We start from the raw sequence: 26,897 nt of genomic DNA on the forward strand, positions 1-26,897 counted from the left end.
CACCTGCGCTCGGCAGGGAAGTAGATGATGATCGCTCTAACCCCGTCAGAGCAGCACGCTGGCAAAGTACGCTTCGCTTTAAGGAAATTGCCCGCGATTCCCATCTTGTGCTTCCCGAGTCTTCACTCAGTCAGGGCCTTGGTAAAGGCCCTACCTGGGAAAACATTGCTCCCTTACGGAATGACCAAACATGCCCTGGACACTATCGGCGAAGTTCATCCGGAATGAGGATCTGCACGGCGGACAGCTCTTCCAGTTTCCAGTGATCCTCCCCACCACGCCGGTTTTGCCCCCGGATCAGCCAATGTCCGCCGACATTGTCGACTTGCTTCGGGAAAAATTGGATCGGCTCGGCTCCTTCCCGCGTCGCCATCATCTCCAAATCCCATTCTGCCGCTTTTCGGACCATATCCAAAACAGTGGTTCGATGATACGCACGCAATCCCGACGTCCACATCCGAGGCAAATGCTGTATGCCAGGTACCGCCTCATTGATCTCCGGGTACGCATCCACCAGCTGTCCCGCCTTCCCCATCGCCCTGTCAGAAAAACGACTGCCCACCGAGCCGAGGGATGGCGGAGGCGGCAGACGCCACCACATCTTTTCCGTTTCTTCAAGCAAGCCTGGCAAAAAGGGATATCCTTGTCCGTCCAACAACTCCTGCAGTTGTGCAATTTCCTCTGCTGTCACCTGAAATGCGGTGGGACTGATCCTTTTTTGCAGTCTGGGGCCGATTTCCGGATGTTGTTCCAATTCATCTGCCAACCGCTCGTCCTGACATTCCAGCAACACACAAGTGCGAAAAGTGATACGCCCTGCTTGTGCCGCCCACTGACCCACACCGATCCGTACGTTATCGGGCAAAGGAGAATCGCCGATCTGCTCCAGAGCCGAAAGAATTTCCCCGGTTGACATCCCCTGCGCTCTTCCGCGACGGACGGATTCCACTGTCAAGAGATAGGTCAACATTCGATCTCCTCCGACATAATCGGCAAATTGCGCAAGCTGCCACCGTTCGGCCATGGGGAAGGTGAAAGGAATCAACACTTCAAAATCCGGTTTGACAAACCCTTTGTCCGCGGTTTCCACCAAATGATCCGCAAAAGGCGAACAGTTGCTCCACCGCCAGTATGACCGCTTTCTGTTCCTACCCAGATCGACCCACCCCATCGCCTGAAGGGACCGCAGCCATTGCCGGATTTGGGAGAGGTTCGGCTTTTCCCCATAAGGCACCGAGTTTCCTCCACCGTCAACCGGCGTCCAGTCCCTTCCCGCTTCCTCCAAACCCCACCACCATGCTTCTCTGCCCGGATTATCCTGAAGCAGCCGCCGTTTCACCCAATCGTACAACCGACGCTGTGCCACCCGTTCCGACATGTGCAACCATTCCCTCACCACCGCTTCCCGCAGGACAAGCCGGTCCTCCACCACCTCAACCAGATCCCAATCATGTGCCAGATGCCAGACCAATTTCAACGCAGGTGGTTGATCGTCACTTTCGCCGTTTGTGTCCCACGGGGTGTGGTGTAACGCTTCCGTTTCTATCTCCAATTCCGCGTTCCATTTTTGCGCGGTCCGCTTGTACAAACGTCCGTCTTGCGTCAACCGGGGTGAATGCTGGTGAATCAAGATCAAAAATTGAAACAGGTCCTGGTATAAACCGCCTCCGGCCAATTCTTCCGCTTGAACGTCGAAAACCGGACGGATTGTCCGCTGCTCCCCCCATCTCAGACGAAACCATGCCCGGCGAACCTCTTCCGGGCATAGGTGGCCCAACTGTCCACCCGCACTGCGAACGGCATAGACCAATCCCTTTTGCCTGAGCCGCAGCAGAGCGACACGCAGCGACACCGACGGCAAGAAGCGCACTCCCTCCCGTTTTCCCAAATCCCGTCCGCTCCACACACCACTGCCGACCACAAAAGTGAAATGATCCATCCACGCCTGTTCGGCCTCGTCCATACCTTCCCGTATCTTCCGTAAAAATTCGGTATCGGACAATCGTTCGGGCAGTCGTTCCGCTTCTTCATCCGCCAAACCGTGCCATTCGGCAATCCGGGAACGGACAGACGGGGACAAGGATCGAAAACACAGCGTGATGTTCACTGTTCCACCTCCCATTGCTCGGCATCCCGGATGGTGTATCGATATCCCTGCTCCACCAAAAAGAGCTGACGGTGCATGGCCATCTCCTGATCAACTGTATCCCGGGAAACGATATGGTAAAAATGAGCTTGGTTTTTCCCCTGTTTGGGGCGCAGAATTCGTCCCAGCCGCTGGGCTTCTTCCTGCCGGGAACCGAACGACCCGGATACCTGAACTGCCACTCCGGCATCAGGCAAATCGATCGCAAAATTGGCCACTTTGGAGACGACCAACACGGGAATTTCTCCTTGCCGAAATCGTTCGTACAACTGATCCCGTTCCCGCTGGGCCAAACGTCCGGTAATCAGCGGCGCCGCCAATTCCCGTGCAATCTCTTTCAACTGACTCAAGTATTGACCGATGATCAACACAGGTTCATCGGCGTGACGCCGCAATATGTCTCTCAGCACTGCCACTTTGCTCGGGTTCTCGGCAGCAATCCGGTACCGGTGCCGTTTTTGCGCGCATGCATACTGCTGTCGTATCGCCGGAGGCATCGGGGTACGAATCTCGATGCAAACCGCTTCTGCAATCCATCCTTTCGACTCCAGCACTTTCCAAGGCACATCGTACTTTTTGGGACCGATCAGGCTGAATACGTCTTCCTCGCGCCCGTCCTCCCGGACCAGCGTCGCAGTCAACCCCAATCGCCGCTTGGCCTGTAAATCGGCGGTGGCCCGAAATACGGGTGCAGGCAACAGGTGAACCTCATCATAGATGATCAATCCCCAATCCCGCTCTTCAAACAACCGCATATGGGTAAACGGAGCGTGCTGGTCAGTCCGGTGGGTCAAAATCTGATAAGTTGCCACTGTAACTGGGGCAACCTGTTTTTTCTCCCCGGTATATTGCCCCACACATGCCTCGGGAAGATCCGTTTTGTCCAAAATCTCACGCACCCACTGCCGGACGGAGGTGGCATTGGGGGTTAGGATCAATGTTTCCCGCTTTACCCTCGCCATCGCGGCCAACCCGACGATGGTTTTTCCCGCTCCGCACGGCAACACTAACACGCCGTTCCCGCCGTAAACCGATCCGAATCGATAAAAAGCATCGGCCGCGTCCCGCTGATAGGACCGCAACGTAAATGGATCTCCTGACCGGGATCGATCCCTGAGCGCAACCTCCAATGCTTTTCCCTCGCTGTACCCGGCGATGTCTTCCACCGGGTACCCCATGCGTAAAAACAATTGTTTCACTTTTCCGCGCCATGCAGGATCGATCACCGCTGTTGTGTCATCCAACGTTTTCAATCCCAACTCCCGCACTTCAGGCATATGTATAAGCGCTTTCCACAACAATCGATCCCTGCACCCAATCGTTAACTCGCTTCCGGTCCGACGCAATTGGATCTTGCCGTACCGCGACATCCAATCCCGTACTTGATCCAGCAACGACGATGGCAGTTCGAATTTGCTGTAGCGCGTCAATACATCGATCACTTCCTCCACGGTGACGCCACTGGCCGCTGCATTCCAAAGCGACAAAGGGGTCAAACGGTATGTATGAATGTACTCCGGGCTTTTGACCAGCTCCGCAAATGACGCCAAACGATCCCGCACCTCGTCGAACAACGGATGTCTCACTTCCAGCAATAACGTGCGGTCTCTCTGTACGATCAATGGCAGATCGGGTCGATACACCCTGCACCCCTCCTTTCCATCTACTGGTTATTCTGAACAACAATGCACAAAACCATGACAAAAAACCTAACAAATAGTAAATTTATCCAACCCGTTGCAATCCATTGAAACTTTTCCCAGTCGAAAGGGGTCTATAAAGGAAAAGGCGAATCAAACAGGAGGGTACTGCCCATGAAAAATCCATGGAAGGTGATTGTCATGCTGTTACTGGTGTTGATGATGGGCATCACCGGTTGTGGCGGAGGGATGTCCCGCGATCATGGGACCCCACAAGGGAAAACGCCCCAAGACGACATGAACATCCCTTTTCGCCAAGAATCGTTACAACAGTTGCCCGTTGAAGTAAAGAAACGGTGGGAGGAGATACAAGCGACGGGAAAGCCCACTGGTGTCGCTGTTCATGCGAATGAACGCACCTATGTGATCGCGGCGTTGGGCATGCGACCAACCGGTGGTTATCGGATCGAGATCCAGCGTATTCACCGCCTTGGCCATACGGTGGTTGTATATGCCAAAGAGCAGGCACCTCCTCCCGGATCACTCGTCACCCAAGTGATCACCTACCCAGTAACGGTCGTCTCCATCCCCTTGCAGACAGACGTCACGTTCCAATTCCGCATTAAGACCGCCCGGCCTCCAGCTCAAATGTAAAAGACCTTCAACATTACGGATCGGAGAAGCGATCAAGCTTGCCAAAAAAGCCTCTCAAGAGTCCCGCTCATTCCGGCGTTTAGCGTGTCAACGTTTCGCTTCGTCCGCTCGGATCGGACCGGGATCGCGGGGATGATCGGGACTTCTCGGAGACACGATTTCTGGCTGATGCGGGCTCGTGATCTCTGGTTCCCGAATGGCCGGCGGGATCTCCGGGATCCCTCTTTCTCGAATTTCCATCATGTTTTCCCTCCTTTTTGAGTCACTCTTTTCATTGTTCCCCGCTATGTTGTTTTCCACAAAAAAACCTTTCGGAGGAAAACACCATCCGAAAGGTATCATGCAAGGAAGGGTGGAAACCATGAAAGGGTTCCAATGAATGTTTTATGCGTCAAGCAGGTGCCTGATTCATCCATTTTCATGTGGATCTGTGGAATCTTCGGCACCCACATTCTCCATCTCCGGTGTTTGAATCCAGGGAGATTCCGGGGATTCCATAGATTCCCACAACGGCTCCCCCGCAGGATCGAATTGGTAATACGCGGTTGGTTGTTCCGAGTCCGCTTCCCGTGCAGAATACGGTGAAGCACTGGGAGCGGTCGGCTCGCCTGGATACGACCAACTCGGCACTTCATTGTACATGGGTGGAACTCCCCACCATGACGTCCACGATGTCCATGGAGCAAAGGGAGGATTGGATTGGCAATCTCGACAATTCCCCGAACCATCCCATCCTCGCGTCCATGAAACAGGCCAGCCCGGTTGACCTCCAGGTGATGGCATCATGGACCATGGCCATCCCATCCATGGTCCCAACCCCGGAAAGCCCGGTGCTCCCCCACCCGGTTGGAATCCCGGATAACTGGGATAACTTGGCGCTCCGGCCATTGTCCACGGTGACATTCCCGTCTGTAATGGAAAATATGTATGATCCCACTGCCACGGATAAGTCATGCCCGGATAAGGTCGTTCGGTCGAATAGATTTCCATTCCGTTCCCTCCTTTGTTTCATCAGATTGTATGAATAGGGATGCCTGTCTTAGACCGACCCTTACTTTTGCGTTAAAATAATACGGACAGGAAATGTACCCCATCACGCCAGCGATGACCTGACGATGAAACAAAACAGGTTGGACACAATATGCCATGAGGTTGTGTCAATCTGTGATCCGTCCGGTCATTCAGGTTGACCGTTTCGTTTTACTACGAGTGTGATCATGAATTTCGTGAAACAGGCGTGAGAGGGGAAACAGCACACATGGATCCATATGGATTTACCAAATACAGTCTCACCTGTGCCGATGCGTCGAACATCATGAACGGGGGGTTCTTCTGCCGTTGGAAAACGTGATTATCCTTTTGTTTAAATTCACACTCGTCTTTTTGCTCGTACTGGCGAACGGCTTTTTCGTAGCGGCGGAGTTCGCGATTGTCAAAGTGCGTTCTACCCGGATCGCCCGATTGACGGAAGAAGGAAACCGTCGGGCCAAAGCGGCAGAAAAAGTGCTGGCCAACATGGATGCTTATTTATCAGCCACTCAGCTGGGCATTACATTGGCTTCGCTTGGTTTGGGTTGGATCAGCGAACCGGCTGTTGCCCGTGTGATTGATACAGCGCTGAAATGGCTTCATCTGCCCGATTGGATGATACATACGGTATCGTTTGCCATCACGTTCAGCTTGATTACGTTTCTTCACATCGTGCTGGGGGAAATGGCGCCCAAATCACTGGCCATTCGGCGGTCGGAGAATATCACCCTATTCACCTCGCGTCCGCTGATTTGGTTTTATCGGTTGTTTTATCCATTTATCTGGGTGTTGAACAATGCTGCAAACCAAGTATTAAAGTGGCTGGGAATCGAGCCCGTACCCGATCATCAGATGGCGCACGACGAAGAAGAAATACGCATGTTAGTGGAGCAAAGCCACAAAAGCGGGTTGATCGACCAGACGGAACTGTCCTTGTTTGACAATATCTTTGATTTCACCGACAGGGTGGCGAGAGAGATCATGGTTCCCCGAGTCGATATGGTCTGCTTGTACGCCCATCTGTCCTTTGAGGAAAACATGAAGATCGTCAAGGAAGCACGATACACCCGGTTTCCCCTGTGTGGCAAAGACAAGGACGACATCCTCGGCATCATCCATATTCGCGATATCTATGAACGGCTGGCGGAAGGGGAGAAGCCTGATATCACCCAGCTGGTTCGCCCGGTTACCCTGGTACCGGAGACGATGGAAATCAAGGACATCCTTCGGATTTTACAAAAAAACCGGGCTGGTATGGCCGTTGTCGTCGACGAATACGGCGGCACATCCGGCCTGGTGACGACGGAGGACATCATCGAAGAGATTGTCGGTGAAATTCAGGACGAATTTGATGACGAACGACCATTCTTCCAACAAAAAGGAGACGAGACGTCGATTGACGCCCGCCTGCTGATCGAAGAAGTTAACGAGCATTTCAACATTCACATCGAAGATCCCGACAACGACACGATCGGTGGATGGATCTTTTCACAACTGCAGGAAGTCCCCAAAGTGGGGGACCGCGTCGTGTACGACGGCCTCCTCTTCATCGTGCAGGAAATTGATCAGCGCAGCATCACCCGTCTGCTTGTCAAACCGGCGCCGCCCGAAAACCAGAAGACGTCATCGTAATCGGCGTATCTCCCGGGTTCGCCCCACTTGCGCCCTCAAGAGAGTGGGCCATGGCCGCTCCGAACCGAAGCGCAGAACATGGGCAAAATACGCTTCGCGATTTCATTCCTGCGTTTTCCGGGTCTTCGCTCACCTGGTAAAGCATTTGCTCCCTCACGGATTTACCAGACACGCCCTCCGTCTCTCACCCCATCATGTAGACAGTTTCTATATGACGCATGAGCGGGGTACCTCGACTAACGGGTGCCCCGCTTGATTTCCACCAAATGTTCATGCGGTTGTTCCACATCCGGTCCCATGAATCCAAATTCAACGGATTTGCACCAAACCTGCCCCCGTCAGGTGAGGAGCGCCTGTACGCCTGGCACGTCTGGTCAACACTTGTTTCAGCGCCGAAAGAGACAAACCCGGGTGCAACTGTTTGAATACCGCCGCCGCTCCCGCCACATGCGGTACCGCCTGTGATGTCCCACTCAAAACGGCATAACGGCCACCTGTGAAAGTGCTCAAAATCCTCACACCGGGAGCAGCGATGGTCAATTCTGGCCCCGTCGCGGAAAATGGCGCACGACGATTATTTTTGGCCAATGCAGCCACGGCGACGACACCGGATATTTTCCCAGGTACTTCCAGATTATTTCCTTTGCCGTTGGCCTTCCCGTTATTGCCCGCTGCAGCAACCACGAGAATCCCCCGATTGACCGCGGCATGGATCGCGGCGACCAGATTTCCGGGAACGGACGTCCCGCCGCCAATACTGATGTTTAAAATGTGCATACCGTGGTCGATTGCCCATTCGATTCCTTTGATCAATGTGGTCAACCTACCCACGCCGCGACTGTTCAACACCTTGATGGCGTACAATTGCGCTGCAGGTGCCACACCCACCACACCGATCCGATTGTCAACCGCGGCAATGATCCCGGCCACGTGCGTCCCGTGTCCATTATCATCCTGCGGGGATGCACCCGGTTTGATCAGGTTGACCCCACCCTTGATGTTGCCTCTGAGATCGGGATGGGTCAAATCAATCCCGGTGTCGATCACGCCTACGCGTACGCCCTTGCCGGCATTGGATACGGGTTTGGCGTTCCAAACGCGCTGGATGTTCCAGGGCAACACCTGTCGTAAGGAACGCGATTTTTTCCGAATACTTGGAACTCGATAAATCTGTTCCAACTGCGGTGAAGGCAACCCTACCAAACGATCCCGTTCGGCCAAAATGAGATCATCGTCGCGCAATAGCGCTTTCAGCGCTTTGGCCGATGGTACGACGGCGGACACCGATTGACTATAGCGGCTGACATGGTAGACTTTCCCTCCCCATCGCTGGATCTTCTCCGGTTTGGGACAGGTGCGAAACAGAAACGTAAACCGTCGATCTTCCATCATGTTTCATCACCTCATACGACAATGTATGAGGCAACTAGAATGAAAGATTGGACGAGATGCTTAGCCATCGGTTGATTTTTAGCAGGAATTGACAGTTGGTGAACAAAAAAAAGGCCGGTCTCCCGATCGGGAGATCCGGCCTGTCTGTGATTGAATCAAGATGGCTTTCGTTAACCCACCGGCTCTAACCGCGACGTCAATGCCTTCACTTGGTGCATCAGTTCATCAAACTTGTCGAACGTGAGCTGCTGCGGTCCGTCGGACAACGCCTTTTCCGGCTGGGGATGCACTTCGATCATCAAGCCATCCGCGCCGACTGCGATCGCCGCTTTGGCCAATGGCGTCACATAGCGCCATTTTCCGGCAGCATGGCTGGGATCAACGATGATCGGCAGATGGCTCAAGTGTTTGACGACCGGAACGGCACTGATATCCAACGTGTTCCGTGTGTACTGTTCAAATGTGCGAATCCCGCGTTCACACAGGATCACATGAGGATTTCCTTCATTCAAAATATACTCGGCCGCCATCAACCACTCTTCAATGGTGGCGGAAAGACCTCTTTTTAACATTACCGGTTTGTTGATTCGCCCCACTTTTTTGAGCAGATGGAAGTTTTGCATGTTTCGGGCACCCAATTGCAGGATGTCGACGTACTCAGCCACCATCTCCAGGTTTTCCGGATCCATCACTTCAGAGATGATCGGCATGCTGGTTTTTTCGCGAGCCTCGGCCAACAACTTCAGACCATCCTCACCCAATCCCTGGAACGAGTAGGGGGACGAGCGCGGTTTGAACGCCCCACCGCGAAGGATATGCGCACCCGCTTTTTTCACCGCTTCCGCTGTGGCCATCAACTGCTCCCGACTCTCAACGGAACACGGTCCAGCAATCACCACCGGTTCCTCGCCGCCAATCACAACATTGCCCACTTGGATTCGGCTCGCCTCCGGGTGAAAATGGCGACTGGCCAATTTGAACGGTTCGCTGACATGCACCACTTTTTCCACGCCGGGAAACCGCTCCACCGGCAATTCTGCGATTTTCCGCTTATCACCGATCAGACCGAGAATCGTTTTGTCCACACCTTTGGAGTAATGAACCTGAACTCCTTTTTCCTCCAACTGACGGACTATGTTCGCCACCTGCTCATCCGTTAAGTTTGGTTCCAACACCAAAATCATAACGCGCCGCCTCCTTGAATCGAATATCCATAATAACAAAGCTCCTCATCCGTAAGGGACGAGGAGCTCGCGGTACCACCCTTATTGAATCCCGAAAGATTCCACTCTGTCGCACGGACCGATCGTCCGCACGATTCCCGATATCGGGGGAAAGCCGGTTTGACCTACTCCGTGGGGTTACTGATCACCCAACGTTTCAGCCAACAGCTCCGAGGGGTAATTCGGTCAATGGGCCGATACCGGTTCGCAGCCACCACCGGCTCTCTGCAATCGGGTCTCCACTGCCTACTTCGCCTCTTCAACGCTTTTGGGTATGAAAGTGAAATTTGATTTATAACTTATCACGTTCTGGCAAATCTGTCAACAGGGCGAATGAGGAATTTTGAACCCATGACAAAAAGGGGATGGGGCCGATTGAATGAAGTGTTGCTTTCTTTTGATCTGGATCATACATTGATGATCAATCCATTTCGACGCTGGGTGTTTCCGGAGATCAACCGTTGGTTACAATCACATTTTTCAGAGGAAAAACCCGTGAACCGCCTCATCCGTGAACACCGGCGACGGCTCTCAAATGGTGCTTACCCGGAGGCCTATGACTGGGATGACATCCTTTGCTCGGTCGTCTTGGAACACGCAATCCCCTTTACCGTACGCGAGTTGGTGGAAAAGCACGCATGTGTGGGGAAAGTATGGTTGTTTTCGGATGTGTTGCCGGCAATGGATCGCTTGACCCAAGCAGGCGCCCACATGGTGGCGGCCACCAATGGATTTACCCGATACCAGCGTCCGGTGACAGACTGCCTGGGCTTGACCCCGTATTTCGGCGGGTTCTACACACCGGAGGAGATGCGGTACGCCAAACCGCAAGCTGCTTTTTTCCAATTCGGAAAAGATAGACAGGTAATTCATGTGGGAGACCGGTTGGATCAAGATGTGTTGGGAGCGAACCGGGCTCAACAAATATCCGTGTGGATTTACCGCGAAATGCCTTCGGATTTGCGAAACCTCCCCATCACAGAACGGACCCGTCATCCATTGTTTTCAACCTGTCTGAATCACCGCCTCCATCGGGAAGGAGTGCCTTCGGCGTTTCACGAAACATGTCGCCCTCAATATATCATCTGTAGCTTGGACGAACTGCTGAAAATTTGGGAACGGGAATTGATGAGTAAATAGAGCACGGGACGCGGGAAAGTACGCTTCGCTTAGATTTAATCCATTGATTTACCAGCCATGTTCTAAGGATGACTGTTTGGCAATTGATTGCTTCCGGCCTGTTCCGGGTCCGCCGTTTGAATGAAAAGGCGGGCCAATTCGTCGTGCCCTTTTTGGTTGGGATGCACTTCATCAGCAAAATAGTCATGGCGGTGGAGGAACGTGTCAAACGGATCAACCCAATGTACCCCATGTTGCCGGCATAACCGCTGGTACGCTTGGTTCATCGAGGTGATCAACCGGGTAGCCATCCACAAACCCTGCTCATAAGCAGGTAGGGGCAAATAAAACCCCAACAGATGGATCGTCGCTTCCGGATTGTACTTCCTGAGCAAACCTAGGATGCGATCCACTTGTAATTGTACGCGCCGCATCGTACGGGTCAAACTGATGATGGAAACGCCGTCCGTTTCATACGTGTGGATGAAATCGCAACCGCCCGTGGTTACGGTGATGTGGGACATACGCGTTACCAACCGGCCAATCCCCGAATTTCCCAACATCGAAAACAGTTCTTCCGACGTCATCCCGGAAACGCCCCAGTTTCGCACCTGGCAATCTTCCGTTCGGCGCAGGTGGTCGAAAAACTGCTCCACAAACGGAACGCGCGCTCCAATTCCTTCCGTCAACGAATCGCCCAAAGCCAAATAGGCGATCTGATTCATGACAATCCGCCGCTCCCTTCCGCCGCTTCAGACATTTCCAAAGCCACCGCATGAGCGATACAAGGAATGGATTCACCTTGTTGATAAGAAATCGGGCTTAACAAAGCTCCCGTTGCAATTACCAGTACTCGCCGCCATGTCCCCTGACGCATCTGCTTTAAAATGTGTCCGTAGGTCACCACCGCACTGCTGGCACATCCACTACCGCCGGCGAATACTTCATGACCCGGACTGTAAATCATCAACCCGCAATCCTGGAAGCGCTCACCGAGGTCATACCCCGCCTGTTTAAGCAGATCGGCTGCGATGGGATGGCCTACTTTGGCTAAATCGCCAGTAACGATTAAATCGTAATCTCCCGGCATGCGACCTGTATCTTGGAAATGAGTCTGAATCGTGTCCACAGCAGCAGGAGCCATCGCCGTTCCCAAATCAAAGGGATTTTTCACCCCTCGATCGACCACTTTTCCAATGGTGGAATAACGGATGAGAGGACCGCCTTCGCCCCGTCCGACCACGGCAGCTCCGGCTCCGGTCACCGTCCATTGTGCTGTATCCGTTTTTTGTCCGCCATATTCGGTCGGATAACGGTACTGTTTTTCCGCAGTGGCGTTATGACTGCTGACACCAGCCACTGCATAGGGCGTATACCCTCCATCCACCAACGCCGCTGCCAACGACAAAGACAGCATGGAGGTGGAGCAGGCACCGTAAACACCCATAAACGGCATCTGGTGTGTTTTGGCCGAGAAGGATGAGGTGATATTTTGGTTCAACAAGTCACCCGCCAGATAGGCCGGAATGTCCGATGTCTGCAACCCGGCTTTTTCCACGGCCGTGGCGACCGCATCCTCCAACATCTTTCGTTCGGCTTTTTCCCATGTATCCTGTCCGGCATACATATCCGTGTAAATAATGTCGTAGTCATCCTTCAGCAAACCATCGCCTTCTTTGGGCCCCACCACTGCCGCGCTCGCTAAGATTCCAACACCCGATGGATAAACCCATGTGCTTCTTCCAAGTGCTTTCGTTTCGTTTGTCGCCATCGCTCAACCCTCCCTTCACGAAAAGAACAACGTACGAATAATTCCGATGAAAAAGGCGGCCACCACGCCGAACACGATGACCGATCCGGCCAATTTAAACATATTGCCGCCAATGCCAAGCACCCATCCTTCCGCGCGGTGTTCCAACGCAGCAGATACGATGGAGTTGGCAAAACCGGTCACCGGCACCGCCGTTCCCGCTCCGGCCCACTGTCCGATCTTGTCAAACACGCCCAACCCGGTGAGTACAGATGCGATGAAGATCAGGGTGGCTACGGTCGGATCCCCCGCTTTGTCGGGTTGAAAATGAAAAACATGAATGTACATGTTTTGCAGCAACTGACCAATCACGCAAATCAAGCCGCCGGCAACAAAGGCCTTCAAACAGTTTCGAAGCAATTTGGGCCGGGGCTGATATTGTTTCGCCACTTGCTGGTATTGCTCAATTTTCGCTTGCTCTTCAGCTTGTTGCATGGCTTGCTGTTCTGCTTGTTGTTCTTGATCGCTCATCTCGGAATCGCACTCCCTCAGCAACAATCGCTTTCATATCGTGCGATGAAATCGAGGATTTTATGCGATGAGTCGAACAGACGAAAAAAGGCACGTTTCCCGTCCCGCAATGGTATTGCGGTCGGGTAAACGTGCCTCCTGCTTGGCCATCATAAAACAGTGACTTGATCCACACGGCTAAAGAACCAAAGACATCATTTGGTCGCCGTGGGCTTCTCGCTTCATCTGGTGTGGCAACCCACATCCATCCACGATGTCTTCGTCCAAGCTTAGATGATTTCGTTTCAGACGAGTTTTCGCTCGCTCTTCATAAACGATATATGTGGAACGGCTGTCATTGAGCCGTCACTTTGGCTGTCGGATTGTTGACTTCCAAGCCCCGTGCAGAGGTGATCAGCAATGTACAACCGTCTTCCGTCATGGCAGTTTCGCTCACACCGGGAGGAGCATAGTAATAGTCCCCTTGTTCCAAACGAACTTTTCCAAGTTGCACGCTTCCTTCGATGACATAAACTTCTTCTCCACCGACGTGTTCATGCATCGGAAAACGGCCTCCGGACTCCATCTTCAGCAAAATGCTGTATTCCTTGCCGCTTTTTCGCAGATAGCTCAGCTGTACCCCATTTCCCATCGGAATCCAGTCACTGCCACCCTTGCGGATTACATAGGGCCCCTCCATTGATTTTGCAACCCCCTTCGCCATTTGGGTACATTGTACTGCAAATTCGGGATATGATTCAACTGAAGAAAGCAAACTTTTTGCAAGAAAAAGAGGGGAGACTCTCCCCTAGTCTCATTCTTATCGCGCGCGCCGACGGAACAGATCAATCCCGCCCAATAAGATGTGAGCCAGACCGAATCCAAACACACCCCAACCGTACGGTCGGGTGGAACGGGTTTTACGGAACCAGTTTTTCCGCTTCCGGTTGATCAGCGAGACGCCCAGTGTGGAAACCAATGTACCCAGCATGACAGGAATCAGACCTTTTCTCATGCTACATCCTCCCTTCATGTTTAATGTGACCGAGTCCGGGGAGTTTGTTGTCTGGTATTTTTGCCCTCCCGCCAATACGAGCGAAGCCACTCTTCACATTCACTGCGAAGCCATTCGTTGTCAAACCAGTGCCGATAGAAAAAACCGCGGAACCGCGCCTGCACTTCTCGCGCATCCGACCACTGGCGCACCTCCACGATGTGTCCCCCGCACCGGCGCAGTTGTCGTCGGCATTGTACCCGCTCCTGTTCTACGCGCTGCATGACCTCCGCCATCGTTTCCTTCCACACTCTTCCAAACTTTAACGGGAGACGTTCCATCCCCCGTTGATCGATTTCCAGTGCGCGGGCCAGCACGTCCAATACCACCAGCCGCTTGATGAGATCAGCGAATCGGTTGTATTCCTCCGGCGGAATCATCATGGACATCACCTACCTGGCCATCACACCTGCATCGTTTTCCGTTTTTATTATATGCGAACATATGTTTTGATCACGACGGAAATTGTATCCAAAAACAAGCAAACGCCGCCTTCTCTCCCATGGTTAATGGGGGGCATGAAAGGCGACGTGCCGGGTTTTTTCCACGCTCCAACAGGCGATGTAATGCTATTGCGGTTGGCTGGGCTCGGAAATATTGCTTAATGCCTGACCGGCTTGATCGGAGAATGTATCGCGAACCGCCATGTCCCCGATCGCCACAACTCCGACCATTTGCCCATTTTCCACCACGGGCAGACGACGGATTTGATGTTGGGACATCAGTTGGGAGGCTTCCGCCACCGACATGTCGGGATTGCCTGTGACCGGGTTGCCGGTCATGACGTCGCTCGCCTTCAGGGAGTTGGGTTGCCGTTCTGCGATGCAACGCAGAACCAGATCGCGATCGGTAATGACTCCTTGCAACGCGCCATTTTCAACAACCGGAATCATCCCCACGTTGTGTTGTTTCATCAGGTTAGCCACTTCATACACGTTGTCTTGCGGCGTAACGTAAGCGATTTGTTGGGTCATGATATCTTTCAGTTGTCCCATGCAAGGTTCCTCCTTTTTACATACAGTGCTTTACTTATTGTGGCGTGCAGGTGTATGTTTTATTCTCAGGCCTGATCGTTGCGCACATCCACATAGACAGTACCGTCCGACTGCAAGCTGGCGTAAAAGACGTCACGAAGTGATTGCACCCCTTTTTGCTTCCGGATTTGGTTCATAAGCCACTGTCCGTTCTTGCCGGCCTTTTGCAGGTTTTCGTAGATCACCTGGCCGTCGATTACCAATTCGATCGGCATATTGGCAGGTCCCGACGGTTTGGCCATACTGTCTTTGGTGAGCGGCTGATATTGTGGTTTCAGCATCACCGTGATTTGTCCGTCGTTTTCCAACACGGCCTGCTGTACTTGGGATATGTCGAACACGCCTTTTTGTCGCAACAGTTCCATCACTTCGTCGAAATGAAACCGGTTTTTTTTCAGATTTTCCTCCATGATCTGGCCGTTTTGGATGACGATGACCGGGTCTCCTTCTAGCCAGCGACGGGCTTTGCGATTTTTTAGTGAGAGGTACGACAACAGCAAGGTCAACCCACCGAACAACACCAGTCCGATCAAATGCTGCCACGTATGCTGGTCGATGTCGGTCGCCAATGTGGCCGCGATTGAACCGAATGTGATCCCGTTGATATATTCGAAATATGTCATCTGGGCGATTTGCTGTTTCCCGAGAATCATGGTTAACACCAGAATCACCACGAAAGCGATGACTGTCTGAAAGATTACCTCCAAAAAATCCATCTCTTTTCCCTCCCGCATTTAATCGGGTGATAGTATGTCCACTTATTCCCAAAAAAAAAGAGGAGCGAGTGAAAACGCTCCAGATCTGTTTATATAAAAACCCTTTATTTCACCGGATCTCCACGCAAATACGACATCGCGGTCTGAATGAGCAACGCGGCCGACACTTTCATCGCTTCTTCGTCAATATCAAATAATGGATGATGATGTGGATAACGGATGCCGCGCTCAGGATTGCCCGCACCGACAAAACAGAAAGCGCCCGGACGCTGTTGCAGGTAGTAGCCAAAGTCCTCTCCTGCCATCACCGGCGGCACTTCCCACACCTTTGCATTGCCTACGATCCGGCGGGCCACTTCAGCCATTCTGTGGGCTTCTACAGCGTGATTGACTAGCGGGGGTGTGCCCCACTCGAAATCAACGCGATAAGTAGCCCCGTACATACGGCAAGTCTGTTCGGTCACCTCGCTGATTCTGGCGGAGATAAATTCTCGAAGTGTCGGGTCCAGTGTACGTATCGTGCCTGTCAAGACGCAACGTTCCGCGATCACGTTGCACGCTTGACCGCCTTGAATGTGACCAATGGTGATAACACCTGACTTGAGGGGATCGATTTGTCGGCTGACAACGGTTTGCAGATTGACGACCAGATGGGATGCGATGACGATCGCATCTACCGTTTCATGCGGCAAACCACCGTGCCCGCCCTTACCGATCACTTCGATGTGAAATGTATCCGCTCCGGCCATCAGGGCGTGATCGTTCAAAGCGACAACCCCGACGGGAAAAGGAGTCCAGAGATGAACGCCGTAGACGGCATCCACTCCCTCCAAAGCACCGTCTTCGATCATGCGCTCCGCCCCTCCGGGAAGGACTTCTTCGGCATGCTGAAACAAAAAGACAATCCGACCGGGAACCTCTTTACGGTGTTGACTGAGCAGAACGGCCACACCGAGCAAAGCAGCCGTGTGGGCATCATGACCGCAAGCGTGCATGACGCCGGGTACGTTGGACCGGTACTCACACGTCTTCTCATCCTGAATCGGCAACGCATCCATATCGCCACGCAAGGCCACTGTTCGCGACGAATCCCCGTTGCCGTGAAGAATTCCGATCACACCCCTTCCGCCAACACCGGTGCGCACCTCCAGACCGGCTTGTTTTAGGATTTCCGCTACCCGCGCCGAAGTGCGCGCTTCCTGGTAAGAGAGTTCTGGATGCATATGAAATTCACGGCGCCATTTTACCATTTGCGGGAACAGCGCACGAATCGGTTCATTCCAATCTCGCATGTAATAAAAGTCCCTCCCGACACCTTCAAGCACCTTGGAATTTCATCTTAACAAAAAACGCCCTTCAAACAAAAAAATCATTCCGATGACACGAAAAATCAAATGGAGACGGGAACGGCTTTCCACGGAGAAACCGAATCAATCCTCACTATTAACAATCCGCTGCCTTGCACCCGTTGTCAGAACATACTATCATGAAAAGGGATGTGGTGCGCCAAGAGAGGGGGAACAAGGTGTTGGAAGAAATTCAGTTGAAAGGGATTCGCAAAACGTTTGGCGAAGTGGAAAGCGTTTTGACCGGCTTGGGCTTTGTTCGCTGGTCATGGGATTACAACAAAGCTGTTTACGACATGAAGTACCATGAAGAAAAGACCGGACAGGACTACTATCTGCGCATTATGGCCCGCGCAGTGGAAGGACAGTTGGAAAACCCCAAGGCCATAGTGGAGTTGGAAAATGCCGCTTTTGCCCGTCATATTTTTCCGCACGGTCTGGATTACTCGGTAGAAATCCCGGAAGCTTTTCGGGAAGCTGTTGCCTCTGTCCTGAAAGAAGCTCATCAGAAATTGACCGCATGACAGACGACAGCCGCCATCGATGGCGGCTGAGATTGCTGATGAGTTTCATGTGGTGTCTGATCAATCGATCCATATCGCTTTCCCGGCTCTCTCTACCTGCGCCCTGCAAGGAAAGTGATCTTGGCCGCTTTGAACCGGGCAGCGCAGGGCGTGGGTAAAGTACCCTTCGGTTTTAAAGAAGATTGCCCGCGAATGTTCCTGCGCTTTCCGGTTTTCCTCTCGGTAGGGCTTACGTTGCGTGCTGATCAAGTTGCCAGACACGGGAACATGGAGTCGGTGAACTCTATCCTTCAGCGTACGCGCTCTTCCTGTTCTTCTTCTTTCTCCTTGATGTCAACGCCCTCCACCTTGACATTGACTTCGACCACGCGGAGACCGGTCATCGTTTCTACCGCCTCTTTGACGTTTTGTTGCAGCTCACGTGCCACTTCATTGATCTTGACACCGTATTCCACGATGACCCGCAAATCGATGGCTGTCTCCACTTGCCCCACTTCCACCGATACACCGCGCGTCACGTTTTTACCGCTGACCCGTTTGGCCCAACCTTCGGTGATACCACCGGACATGCTGGCAATCCCTTTTGTTTTCGTGGCCGCCAAGCCAGCAATCACTGCCACCACATCGTCGGCAATGCGTATGCTTCCTTGGGATAAGGTTTCCGACATAAAGACCCTCCTCGATCTAGAATATATGTTATAATGCTTTGACCATTCCGCCATCAATCATCAACGCCTGACCCGTCACATACGTGTTGGCGTCAGAAGCCAGAAAAGCGACAACACGGGCAAACTCGTCCGGCTCCCCATAGCGTCCCAGCGGAATTTGAGCGGATACAGCTCTGCGCACTTCCTCTACTGATACGCCTTTTTTTGCGGCGAAAGACTCGTCCAACTCCTGCACGCGATCCGTGGCGATACGACCCGGGCAAACCGTGTTGACCAAGATCCCGCGCGGAGCCAGCTCCTCAGCCAACGACTTCATCAATCCAGCCACTCCGGCCCGCATCGTATTGGACAAAATCAAACCGGGAATTGGTTGTTTGACACTGGTGGAAGCGATGGTGATGATCTTTCCGCCTTTGGACATATGCGGCAAAGCAGCACGCACCAAACGCACCACGCTCAGCAAATTGGTTTCAAACGCTCGCTGCCACACCTCATCGTCAAACATCTCAAATGTACCGCTGGGCGGTCCGCCCGCATTGCACACCAGAACATCAATCCGTCCCCACCGCCCGACGACTTCATCAATCAGCTTGTTCACCGATTCCGCCCGCGATACATCAGCCACCACGGGGAACACTTCTGCTCCCGTTTGCTCGGCGATCGTCTGAGCGGTTTCTTCCACACGGGCCTGATCCCTGCTGCAAACAGCCACTTTAGCTCCCTCACCGGCCAAACGATGTGCGATCGCTCGTCCCAATCCCCGACTGGATGCTGTCACCAACGCCACTTTTCCTTTCAGTCCGAGATCCAACGCCACAATCCCTCTCTTTCGTTGCAATGAAATTAGCCGTTTTAGTACTTCTATCCTACCATATACCCGGCGATTTTGACGATCAACCGCACCTGCGGATGGTCCATATTGGTCCGGTAACCGTAGAACTTCTTTCCATCCACGCCAATCTCGTAGGGCTCCAAATAGCGTCCCCTCACAAGCTTGGTGAACAAATCATTCACTTCTCCGTCGGACAATCGAAACTTGCGCATGAGATCCTTCTTGATCCAGGAACTGCCATAACTCTTGTCAAAATTGTTGGGGTCTTCATACCACTCATAAATATGGATGATGGCGCTTTGAACCAATCGATCCATTTGGGAGAGATTCTGAAACTGAGGAATGTGCAAAAATTCGAACAGATTGTAAATTTTATCGCAAAATTCGGGAAGCTGAGCGGATTTGGAGAGGCTCTCGTCAAACAGGCAGAAAAGCTCCACCTTTTTACCGTGAGACCATAGGCGATCCAGCAAAGGGATCATGTCCTGATCAGCACTGACAATGACAAACGTCGTCACCTCAGGAAGTTCGTATAACACTTCCATCGCATCCAGGCAAAGCTGGATGTCCGCGGCGTTTTTCCGCTCTTCTCCTCCCCGGCCGTTGCCGTACACCTGATGGACATGTACCCGTTTGCGCTGCAGGCTCATCATAGACAAGTCCAACTGTTCAAAATCAGCGTACGCCTCCATCATACGGATCTTGTCCTTGCCGTAATGTTCCTGCAACCGCAGAAACAAGTTGTGGTGCGCATCGGGATGATCCGGGTCCATATGGTATTTCTTGAGCCCGTAATAGACATTTTCCAAATCGATGAACACGGCGATATGTTTCTCCAAATTCATGGGTAAGGCCTCCGATCCCTCACTTTGTCTCAAACTTCACCGCCTCGGATTATGACATATCCCTCTATCAACCGATCAACCATACACTTTTCCGCTTTCTGATTATGGATGAATTCGACAAACACACATCGGAATCCTTTTGTTACAGTAATTCAATCAAACTGCGCAATTTGGTCCCCATCTTGCCGATCTCATCACACAGCGTATACCAGATCGAAATTCAACCGGGTCCTGCTAAATCCTGTCCGCTCCCCCATTGCATTCAACAAGATTTCCCGTACAATACAAGGGAGCGGCATTTTTTGAAATTGTCCTGAAAGTGGTTGGAACAAAAAACAAATAATGTCTCGCCGATGGATTCTCCCCACCAACAAGCTGACTTTTCCCATGCCCGATCCATCCAGTATGATGGAAGCATCCGAGGACAAACTAAAATGGGACAAGGAGTGAAAAATGTTGAAGCAAAAGTGGTTTTTGCCGTTGTTGATCTTGTCTACACTTCTCAGTATCGGTGCGCACTTTTTTCTCCATTCCCAGCCGATTCAATTCGCCACCGCCTGTTTGTCGCTGTTGTTTTGGGCTGCGTTGCTGGGTAAGGCCACGGAAAGTGTCGCCCATTACGCCGGCGAACGTCTGGGAGGGCTTTTGAACGCCACTTTCGGCAATGCCGCTGAACTGATTATCGCGTTTTTCCTGGTGAAGGCCGGGTTGTTTGACATGGTTAAAGCGAGTATCACGGGATCCATCATCGGCAACCTGTTACTCGTACTCGGATTGAGTGTGCTGTTCGGCGGATTGCGGTACAAAATCCAACGGTTCAACACGATGCTGGCCGGGCACAATGCTTCCCTGATGCTGCTGGCTGTCATCGCGCTTTTCATTCCCGCCGCGTTTATCAAGGGACTCCAAGGAAAAGAAGTACATATTTTGAGCCTGAGCATCGCAGCCGCACTGATCATCGGATATTTTCTCTGGCTGTTCTTCTCCCTGGTAACCCACCGCAAGGAATTGGGTGATGCAGTGGACGGGTTGCCGGAGGAACACTCTCCGCTGGACGAACCGGAAAGGAGCCCTGCTGCCGGTACGCCGGCTTTTGCTGCTGCGACTGCTACCGCGGAGAATGAGGAAGAAGAGGGACCGGAGTGGTCAAAAGGCGTTTCCCTGTTGCTCCTGTTGGTTTCCACGGCTTTTGTCGCCCTTCAGAGTGAATGGTTGGTCCACAGCGTGGAAGCCGTCGCACATGCACTGGGTTGGTCGGAGCTGTTTGTCGGTGCGTTCCTGATCGCGATCATCGGTAATGCTGCTGAGCACAGCGCCGCTGTGTTCCTGGCCATGAAAAACCGGATCGGCGCTGCAGTGGAGATCGCGATCGGCAGCAGTTTACAAGTTGCGTTGTTTGTCGCGCCGGTACTGGTATTCGCCAGCTACTTGGTCGGCAAACCGATGGACCTGGTGTTTTCGGGGTACGAATTGGCGGCAATTGCCGTTTCCGCTTTTATCGCTTCCTCCATTTCCCGGGACGGGTCGACCAACTGGTATGAAGGCGTGTTGTTGCTGTTGGTTTACATCATTTTGGGTACGGCATTCTTTGTCGTTTAATACTCCCATCACAAACAAGCCCCCTGCGTTTGCAGGGGGCTTTCGTCACTATTCCGGCATCGGACCCATATAGCGGGAATCGGGGCGGATGATCCGATTGGCCGCCGCCTGCTCCAACGCGTGGGCGGCCCATCCGATCACCCTAGAAGAAATGAAAGTCGGCGTATACATCTCCTTGGGCAAACCGATCGCTTTCAACACCGCCGAAGCGTAGAATTCCACATTGGCGTACAGTTGGCGTCCCGGTTTGTATTCCTGAAGCAGACGGACCGCTTCTTTTTCCACATGGAGTGCCAACCGGAACCAGGGCTCCTCCTCGGCCATCTCTTGTGCGATCGCTTTCAGCGCTTCAGCCCGAGGGTCGACGGTTTTGTACACTCTGTGGCCGAAACCCATTAATCGCTTTCCTTGATCCAGGCGCGATCGGAGATACGCCTCGGCCAGCCTTTCGTCACCGATCTCCTCCAGCATCATTTCCACATGAGTTGGCGCACCGCCGTGCAACGGACCTTTCAATGCACCGATGGCGGCTGACAGCGCAGATGGCAGATCCGCCTGTGTGGACGTCACAACGCGTGCGGTGAAGGTAGACGCATTCAATCCGTGTTCCGCCGTCAGGATGAGATAGGCCTCCAGTGCGCGCACATACCGGGGAGGCAACACACTTCCGCACGTACACCAACCGTGCCATTGCGCATGGGTCCAATCCCGCGACGGAGGATCAAACGGCACACCCTGTAACGCATGGCGGCGAACCCCGATGATCGTCGGAATCTTGGCCGCCACTTGCAATGCCTGATCCGGCGTCGGCGGCCAGTCAAACTGGCTTTCGTCCGATAAGGCGGCGACAGCCTACGTAGTCGAATTGTTGAAAAAAATCTAATTTATCATTATCATCACGTTGATAAATGAATTTGATCAAACGGGAGGATCCCATGCATATCCAACAGTTGATCACCTTTCTCACAGTGGCGAAGCATCGGCATTTTCGCCAAGCCGGAGAAGAGCTGATGTTGACCCAACCCGCCGTCAGCGCACAAATCCGGAGCCTGGAGGAAGAGCTGGGCTGCACATTATTCCACCGTCCCCATGTTTCGCTTACACCGGAGGGAAAATCTTTTCTTCCTTATGCCCAAAAAATGGTCTCCCTTTTTGAAGAAAGCAAACATGCCCTGCATCAAAAAAATGGCGATTCGATCACTCGGATCACGATCGGGGTCGATGTTACCCTGGGACGATTTGCGCTTCAGCGATTGTCTCCCTATTTGCAACCCGAACGCCCCCACGTTCATATCCGCATGCTGACCCTGACTGAAGTGCAGATCATTCAAGCATTGGAAGAGGGGCGGATCGATTTGGGCATCGCATACCGGACCGGTAACCTTTCTCGCTTTCCTGTATCCGTTTTGGTCTATGACACGTTTACATTGGCCGTTTCCTTTCAGAGCCCGATCGCCCGCATGGCGTATTTTCCATTGAAACGATTGCCGGAAACCCCCATCATCCTGCCTGCGCCGGGTACAACGGAGCGACGGATGCTCGATGAACAATTGGAACGATACGATTTGACCATCGATCCCGTTCTCGAACTGCCCGACATAGAGACGATCAAACAAGCAGTATCCCAAGGAATCGGGAGCGCCATCCTCCCCCGGATGGCCTTGACCCATGATCAGGCCGGATGGCGACTGTTGCGCATTCCCGAACTGCATCCGCAACTGCCCGTTTGTCTGTTTCATCCCGACCGTCGGGCCCTTTCCCCGGTCCTTCGCCGTTTGGTGGATGATCTTCGCGGGATTTACCCGCCCTATGAAGAGTAGAACGTTTCGCAGGTGATGGTGGAAAAATAAAAAAGACCCCGTCCGGAGTCTTTGCGTGTCATGATTCTTTGGTTTTTGATAAGGGGAGTACTTTCGTGTAGAGATCGGCCAACTTCCGTTCCAAGTCGCTGATGATCTCCCGGCCTTGCTCCCGATCGATCAAGCCCGCCCGGACGGCGAAATCGATCTCCCTGGAAAGGCCGAACATCTGCGTGTCCAAAACCTCTTCGTACAACGGACATTTCGGCGCTGTCAAATGTTCCAGTTGTACATGAATCAACTGGTGAATCTTTTCCGCATCTTCGCGCAACAATTCCAGCGCCCGTTGGTTGAGATCGGTCTGTGTTGGCGTCAACAGAGAACCCCCCTATCCGACCGCTACTCTTTTGGGAAAGGAAAAACGGCCGTACCTACTACACTTGATCATAGTGTAACATGTTCATAACAAATTTGCAAAGTGCGGAATCAAGTGTGTCTGATAAGTTTGATCTCCAGTTGTCCCTCAATCAGGCCACCCTTCTCCCAAACCGTCCCATCAAAAAATGCTCAGTTGCCATGCCCGCGAGAGACTCTGTAACAACCGAACACCGGCGCGGCTGTTTCCTTTGTCGTCCAATGCGGGGCTGTAGATGCCGATCCCCATCTTACCGGGCACGGAAGCCAAGATCCCCCCCGAAACGCCGCTTTTGGCGGGAATACCGACCCGGATGGCAAATTCCCCCGACGCATTGTACATCCCGCATGTCACCATAAAAGTTTTCACCAACCTGGCGATCGATTGTGGGATAATCTGTTCCCCGGTTACGGAACGCCCATACTGTGCCAGGCTCAGACCGATCCTCGCCAAATCCTCGCAGGTGACACGAATGGCACATTGCCGCACATACACCTGCAGGGTTTCTTCCACATCGCCGATCTGGTCGTACTCCTTCAAAAAGTAGGCGATGGAACGGTTACGGTGCGCGGTTTCATATTCGGATCGGAACACTTCTTCGTCCACTTCGATATCGGGATTGTCCGCCATCGCCCGTACCAGATCCAGCAGACGACCGACCCGATCTTCCACACCCGATCCTTTCACCAGGGAACTGACAACCATTGCACCGGCGTTGATCATGGGATTGAGCGGCTTGGGCGGACTCATCATTTCCAGTTTGTACAACGAATTGAACGGGTCCCCCGTCGGTTCCATGCCCACTTGGGAAAATACCGTCTCTTCTCCATGATCCATCAACGCCAACACCAAACTGATCACTTTGGAGATGCTTTGCATAGTGAATGATACCTCCGGTGCATCTCCGCCGTACATCAATTCCTGATCGGGTGTGACCGTCGCGATGCCCAGTACGGATGGATTTTGTCGGCTGAGTGCGGGGATATAATCCGCCACCTTGCCGCCCTTCGTATCTGGCCGGTGTTTGGCCACCAGCTCTTCCAACAGGGGGTGTCTCATCTGTTTTCCTCCTCGACTGCTTGCGGGCTGATCGTCCTTATATCCTATTTTTTGCATCAAGCCGATCATGTATAATGAAACATGCCTGATATATCATCCAGACAAGGGAGCCGACATCATATGAACGAAGTCATTTTGATCACTGGAGCGGTCCGTTTTCAGATCAACCTCGATCCGACGATATGGATCGTGGACGAACGCAAAATTCCCATGGAAAAATATTTTCCGGGCGTCGAGGGTTACGGGATGAAACTGTCCATCTTTCTGGAGCATGCCGAACCTGATCCAGATGCCACCCATGTCATCTGTCACCAATCCGACGGCAATCAAATCAAAATCACTCTGGAAGAAGCGCGTTCGGGCATTTTACGTTTCACTCGCGACGGCAAGCCGATTCGCCCGGACGGCCCGGCGCTGTTGTACCTGCAGAAAGGAAATCTGGCAGGTCAACCGATCGGATATCTGACCAAGCTGGAAGTCGTCAAAGTAAAATAACCATCCCCGGCGGGCTCATGCCGCAGGGGATGGTTGTTTATAAAGAGCAAGCGGAAAACCAGCCCTTCAGGGTTGGGATGAAAGGAGTGTCGGACGAGGGAGGGCTTCAGCTCTCGCAAGTCCGACATTGTTCGAATGCCCTTCTGATCCATTCTGAAAATGCTGGTAGAATCTTGTATCATACTAGAAAAGACTGTATAAAGAGTTGATCACAGTGATAAGAACCTACAAATTCAGGCTGAAACCAACGAAAGAGCAAATCGAGAAAATGGAATGGACACTTTACATGTGCCGCTGGCTCTACAACTCCATGCTTGAACAACGAAAGTTCGCCTACAAAAGACGTAGAATCGCGTTGAACTATCACAAGCAAGCAGTAGAACTCCCAGCACTCAAGAAGGAGATCCCGGAGTTCAAAGAGATCCTTTCCCAGGTTCTTCAAGACGTAGCCAAGCGGTTGGACAAAGCATTTCAAGCGTTTTTCCGTCGTATTGAGCGTGGGGAAAAGCCGGGATACCCTCGCTTTCAGGGTAAGAACCGATACGATAGCTTCACCTATCCTCAAGCTGGCTACAAACTGGATGGAAAGTATCTGAAACTCTCCAAAATCGGCGATGTGAGAATCAAGCTACACCGCCGGATCGAAGGAAAGATCAAGACTTGCTCCATCAAGCGGAAAAACGGCAAGTACTATGCTTGCTTCTCGTGTGAGGTGAAAGCCAAATCTACAAGTACTGGTAAGCAAGTAGGAGTGGATTTGGGGATCAAACATCTTGCTGTGACCTCTGATGGAGAATATTTCGACCACCCCAAGTATCTTCGTCAGTCGGAAAGAAAGTTGAAATGGCTCCAACGGATGGTTTCCCGCAGAGGGCTCCCATCGTTGGAGAAAAGCAGTTGCGATATTGGCCAAATGCCATGAATACATAGCCAATCAGAGGAAAGACGCCGCTCACAAAATCAGCCGATATTTGGTGGACAACTACGATGGGATTGCCTTTGAAGACTTAAACATTCGGGGGATGGTGAAAAATCACCATTTTGCCAAGAGCATTGCAGACGCAGGTGGGAGGATGCTGGTTCAATTTACGGCTTACAAGGCAGAGTGGGCCGGTAAGCAAGTGATGGAAGTGGATCCTCGCAGCACGTCGCAAGTTTGCTCGGAGTGCGGTCGGATCGTAAAGAAGACATTAAAAGAACGTACCCATCGTTGCTCATGTGGATATGTAGCAGACAGAGATGTCAATGCCGCGAGAAATATCCTACAGAAAGCGATGGGATACGTTCCTGAGCCGAGATACGGACAATGAGAATGAAACCTTTTCTAGGCTTGGACAAAGCCATCGTGGATGGATGTGGGTTGCCACGCCAGATGAAGCGAGAAGCCCACGGCGATCAAAGGGAGTGCCTCTGGTG

General features: G+C 52.5%; 27 protein-coding genes, 2 pseudogenes and 1 other annotated feature. Of the genes and pseudogenes, 8 read left to right on the forward strand and 21 right to left on the reverse strand.

Annotated elements, in window-relative coordinates; genetic code table 11:
* Positions 1–202: 202 nt before the first annotated feature.
* Both KI215_RS11885 and KI215_RS11890 read right to left on the reverse strand, forming a co-directional pair.
* Positions 203–2,107, reverse strand: a complete 1,905-nt coding sequence (locus KI215_RS11885; RefSeq protein WP_212772938.1) for a helicase-associated domain-containing protein — start codon at positions 2,105–2,107, stop codon at positions 203–205.
* Positions 2,104–3,789, reverse strand: a complete 1,686-nt coding sequence (locus KI215_RS11890; protein ID WP_212772939.1) for a DNA repair helicase XPB — start codon at positions 3,787–3,789, stop codon at positions 2,104–2,106. The genes KI215_RS11885 and KI215_RS11890 overlap by 4 nt, the downstream gene beginning before the upstream one ends.
* Positions 3,790–3,960: 171 nt before the next feature.
* Here KI215_RS11890 and KI215_RS11895 point away from each other — a divergent pair, with 171 nt between their 5' ends.
* On the forward strand, positions 3,961–4,440 hold the full coding sequence (locus KI215_RS11895) for a protease complex subunit PrcB family protein (RefSeq protein WP_212772940.1): 480 nt from the start codon (positions 3,961–3,963) through the stop codon (positions 4,438–4,440).
* A gap of 87 nt (positions 4,441–4,527) precedes the next feature.
* Here KI215_RS11895 and KI215_RS11900 read toward each other — a convergent pair whose 3' ends face one another.
* Both KI215_RS11900 and KI215_RS11905 read right to left on the reverse strand, forming a co-directional pair.
* A complete protein-coding gene (locus KI215_RS11900; protein ID WP_212772941.1) occupies positions 4,528–4,683 on the reverse strand; it encodes a hypothetical protein in 156 nt (51 codons plus the stop codon).
* Positions 4,684–4,848: 165 nt separating this feature from the next.
* Positions 4,849–5,082 (reverse strand): hypothetical protein, encoded by a 234-nt coding sequence (locus KI215_RS11905; protein WP_212772942.1) that lies wholly within the window; start codon positions 5,080–5,082, stop codon positions 4,849–4,851.
* A gap of 696 nt (positions 5,083–5,778) precedes the next feature.
* Here KI215_RS11905 and KI215_RS11910 point away from each other — a divergent pair.
* Positions 5,779–7,101 carry a hemolysin family protein gene (locus KI215_RS11910; RefSeq protein ID WP_212772943.1) on the forward strand — a complete coding sequence of 441 codons (1,323 nt, stop codon included), beginning with the start codon at positions 5,779–5,781 and terminating at the stop codon, positions 7,099–7,101.
* A 309-nt stretch (positions 7,102–7,410) separates the two neighbouring features.
* Here the strand turns inward: KI215_RS11910 and KI215_RS11915 are convergent, their stop codons facing one another.
* Together KI215_RS11915 and aroF are read right to left on the reverse strand one after the other, a co-directional pair.
* Entirely contained in the window at positions 7,411–8,493 is a 1,083-nt protein-coding gene (locus tag KI215_RS11915; protein ID WP_212772944.1) for a S8 family peptidase, read from the reverse strand.
* Positions 8,494–8,663: 170 nt separating this feature from the next.
* Positions 8,664–9,677 carry a 3-deoxy-7-phosphoheptulonate synthase gene (aroF, locus tag KI215_RS11920; RefSeq protein WP_212772945.1) on the reverse strand — a complete coding sequence of 338 codons (1,014 nt, stop codon included), beginning with the start codon at positions 9,675–9,677 and terminating at the stop codon, positions 8,664–8,666.
* 51 nt (positions 9,678–9,728) lie between these two features.
* Positions 9,729–9,988 (reverse strand) — a binding site (T-box leader).
* Between the two features lie 112 nt (positions 9,989–10,100).
* Here aroF and KI215_RS11925 point away from each other — a divergent pair.
* Entirely contained in the window at positions 10,101–10,856 is a 756-nt protein-coding gene (locus KI215_RS11925) for an HAD family hydrolase (protein WP_246512308.1), read from the forward strand.
* Between the two features lie 62 nt (positions 10,857–10,918).
* Here KI215_RS11925 and KI215_RS11930 read toward each other — a convergent pair whose 3' ends face one another.
* From KI215_RS11930 to KI215_RS11970, 9 genes are all read right to left on the reverse strand, one after another.
* Complete coding sequence (locus KI215_RS11930; RefSeq protein WP_212772947.1) at positions 10,919–11,560, reverse strand: GDSL-type esterase/lipase family protein; 642 nt, start codon at positions 11,558–11,560, stop codon at positions 10,919–10,921.
* A complete protein-coding gene (gene spoVAD / locus KI215_RS11935; RefSeq protein ID WP_212772948.1) occupies positions 11,557–12,606 on the reverse strand; it encodes a stage V sporulation protein AD in 1,050 nt (349 codons plus the stop codon). Before spoVAD ends, KI215_RS11930 begins: the two co-directional genes overlap by 4 nt.
* A 15-nt stretch (positions 12,607–12,621) precedes the next feature.
* A complete protein-coding gene (spoVAC, locus tag KI215_RS11940) occupies positions 12,622–13,080 on the reverse strand; it encodes a stage V sporulation protein AC (RefSeq protein ID WP_212775180.1) in 459 nt (152 codons plus the stop codon).
* Positions 13,081–13,450: 370 nt separating this feature from the next.
* Complete coding sequence (locus tag KI215_RS11945) at positions 13,451–13,795, reverse strand: cupin domain-containing protein (RefSeq protein WP_212772949.1); 345 nt, start codon at positions 13,793–13,795, stop codon at positions 13,451–13,453.
* A 120-nt stretch (positions 13,796–13,915) separates the two neighbouring features.
* Complete coding sequence (locus KI215_RS11950; RefSeq protein ID WP_212772950.1) at positions 13,916–14,110, reverse strand: hypothetical protein; 195 nt, start codon at positions 14,108–14,110, stop codon at positions 13,916–13,918.
* A 20-nt stretch (positions 14,111–14,130) separates the two neighbouring features.
* A complete protein-coding gene (locus tag KI215_RS11955) occupies positions 14,131–14,532 on the reverse strand; it encodes a YhjD family protein (RefSeq protein WP_212772951.1) in 402 nt (133 codons plus the stop codon).
* A gap of 186 nt (positions 14,533–14,718) precedes the next feature.
* Positions 14,719–15,144: a CBS domain-containing protein gene (locus KI215_RS11960; RefSeq protein ID WP_212772952.1), complete on the reverse strand. Its 426-nt coding sequence runs from the start codon at positions 15,142–15,144 to the stop codon at positions 14,719–14,721.
* A gap of 65 nt (positions 15,145–15,209) precedes the next feature.
* Complete coding sequence (locus tag KI215_RS11965) at positions 15,210–15,899, reverse strand: DUF421 domain-containing protein (protein ID WP_212772953.1); 690 nt, start codon at positions 15,897–15,899, stop codon at positions 15,210–15,212.
* A 104-nt stretch (positions 15,900–16,003) separates the two neighbouring features.
* The gene (locus KI215_RS11970; protein WP_212772954.1) at positions 16,004–17,191 is read right to left on the reverse strand and encodes a M20 metallopeptidase family protein; all 1,188 of its coding nucleotides are present in this window, start codon (positions 17,189–17,191) and stop codon (positions 16,004–16,006) included.
* 233 nt (positions 17,192–17,424) lie between these two features.
* Here KI215_RS11970 and KI215_RS11975 point away from each other — a divergent pair, with 233 nt between their 5' ends.
* Positions 17,425–17,769 (forward strand): YugN family protein, encoded by a 345-nt coding sequence (locus tag KI215_RS11975; RefSeq protein WP_246512105.1) that lies wholly within the window; start codon positions 17,425–17,427, stop codon positions 17,767–17,769.
* A 290-nt stretch (positions 17,770–18,059) separates the two neighbouring features.
* On the opposite strand, the gene KI215_RS11980 is transcribed toward KI215_RS11975, so the two are convergent.
* The 3 genes from KI215_RS11980 to KI215_RS11990 are packed head-to-tail and all read right to left on the reverse strand — an operon-like array spanning position 18,060 to position 20,114.
* Entirely contained in the window at positions 18,060–18,437 is a 378-nt protein-coding gene (locus tag KI215_RS11980; RefSeq protein ID WP_212772956.1) for an Asp23/Gls24 family envelope stress response protein, read from the reverse strand.
* 28 nt (positions 18,438–18,465) lie between these two features.
* Complete coding sequence (locus tag KI215_RS11985) at positions 18,466–19,248, reverse strand: SDR family oxidoreductase (protein ID WP_212775181.1); 783 nt, start codon at positions 19,246–19,248, stop codon at positions 18,466–18,468.
* 50 nt (positions 19,249–19,298) lie between these two features.
* A complete protein-coding gene (locus KI215_RS11990; RefSeq protein WP_212772957.1) occupies positions 19,299–20,114 on the reverse strand; it encodes an NYN domain-containing protein in 816 nt (271 codons plus the stop codon).
* Positions 20,115–20,567: 453 nt separating this feature from the next.
* On the opposite strand from KI215_RS11990, the gene cax reads away from it, so the two are divergent.
* Positions 20,568–21,713: a calcium/proton exchanger gene (gene cax / locus KI215_RS11995; protein ID WP_212772958.1), complete on the forward strand. Its 1,146-nt coding sequence runs from the start codon at positions 20,568–20,570 to the stop codon at positions 21,711–21,713.
* A 48-nt stretch (positions 21,714–21,761) separates the two neighbouring features.
* On the opposite strand, the pseudogene KI215_RS12000 reads toward cax, so the two are convergent.
* Positions 21,762–22,550: pseudogene (locus tag KI215_RS12000) on the reverse strand (citrate/2-methylcitrate synthase); the annotation flags it as partial.
* Between the two features lie 98 nt (positions 22,551–22,648).
* Between KI215_RS12000 and KI215_RS12005 the strand changes: the two are divergent.
* A complete protein-coding gene (locus KI215_RS12005) occupies positions 22,649–23,533 on the forward strand; it encodes a LysR family transcriptional regulator (protein WP_212772960.1) in 885 nt (294 codons plus the stop codon).
* A gap of 58 nt (positions 23,534–23,591) precedes the next feature.
* On the opposite strand, the gene KI215_RS12010 is transcribed toward KI215_RS12005, so the two are convergent.
* Positions 23,592–23,891 carry an Fpa/YlaN family protein gene (locus tag KI215_RS12010; protein WP_212775182.1) on the reverse strand — a complete coding sequence of 100 codons (300 nt, stop codon included), beginning with the start codon at positions 23,889–23,891 and terminating at the stop codon, positions 23,592–23,594.
* Between the two features lie 177 nt (positions 23,892–24,068).
* Complete coding sequence (gene glsA, locus KI215_RS12015) at positions 24,069–24,986, reverse strand: glutaminase A (RefSeq protein ID WP_212772961.1); 918 nt, start codon at positions 24,984–24,986, stop codon at positions 24,069–24,071.
* Positions 24,987–25,106: 120 nt separating this feature from the next.
* Between glsA and KI215_RS12020 the strand changes: the two genes are divergently transcribed.
* Both KI215_RS12020 and KI215_RS16015 read left to right on the forward strand, forming a co-directional pair.
* Positions 25,107–25,481, forward strand: coding sequence for a molybdopterin-binding protein (locus KI215_RS12020; RefSeq protein ID WP_212772962.1), 375 nt, complete (start codon positions 25,107–25,109; stop codon positions 25,479–25,481).
* Positions 25,482–25,710: 229 nt separating this feature from the next.
* A pseudogene (locus tag KI215_RS16015) lies at positions 25,711–26,791 on the forward strand (RNA-guided endonuclease InsQ/TnpB family protein); the annotation flags it as partial.
* Positions 26,792–26,897 lie beyond the last annotated feature (106 nt).

Origin of the sequence: Polycladomyces abyssicola, assembly GCF_018326425.1 — a bacterium.
In the GTDB taxonomy this organism is placed as follows: domain Bacteria; phylum Bacillota; class Bacilli; order Thermoactinomycetales; family JIR-001; genus Polycladomyces; species Polycladomyces abyssicola.